The sequence below is a fragment of the Streptomyces doebereineriae genome (assembly GCF_031845645.1).
In the GTDB taxonomy this organism is placed as follows: domain Bacteria; phylum Actinomycetota; class Actinomycetes; order Streptomycetales; family Streptomycetaceae; genus Streptomyces; species Streptomyces canus.
Window position 1 is genome coordinate 1 of record NZ_JAVREZ010000252.1, and the last position, 462, is coordinate 462.

The window sequence follows — 462 nt, forward strand, 5'->3', positions numbered from 1 at the left end:
TGTCTCAACGACGCCTTCTCCACCCCGGAGGACATCGAGGCCCAGCAGGAGATCCTCGACGGATTCCTCAACGGCTACTTCCCCACCCCCAGCCCCTACGAGCGATGAAACGGAGTTCCTGACGTGGCCCGCCCACCAGCACTGAGCTCCGCCGCTCAGGTGTACCGCCGTATCGTCCCGCTGCCGGTACGGTCCGTCGCGGCCACCCGGGTGACCCCCGGCGTCCGCCGGAAGATGAAGCGCGGAGTGGTCCGCACCCTCGACCGGCGCGAGGCGCGCCTGCACCGGCGTGCCCTGCGGCGCATCCGCAAGTCCGACTTCCGGGGAGCCTCCGAGCGCCGGGTCACCGCCCCCGACGGGCGGATCGCCCACGTCCACAGCGGCCTCACCGCGGACCTCGCCAGGCGGCTGGACCACGATCTGATCGCGCACGCCCTCGACCGGGCGGGCATTCCGTGGTTC

At 71.6% G+C, this 462-nt stretch carries 1 protein-coding gene and 1 pseudogene; both read left to right on the forward strand.

The genetic code is table 11. The features are described 5' to 3' along the window. Window positions 1-108 (forward strand): hypothetical protein (locus tag RNB18_RS51725; RefSeq protein WP_311721023.1); only part of this gene is annotated, 108 nt, incomplete at its 5' end. Between the two features lie 15 nt (window positions 109-123). After that, window positions 124-462, forward strand: a pseudogene (locus RNB18_RS51730) (sugar phosphotransferase); the annotation flags it as partial.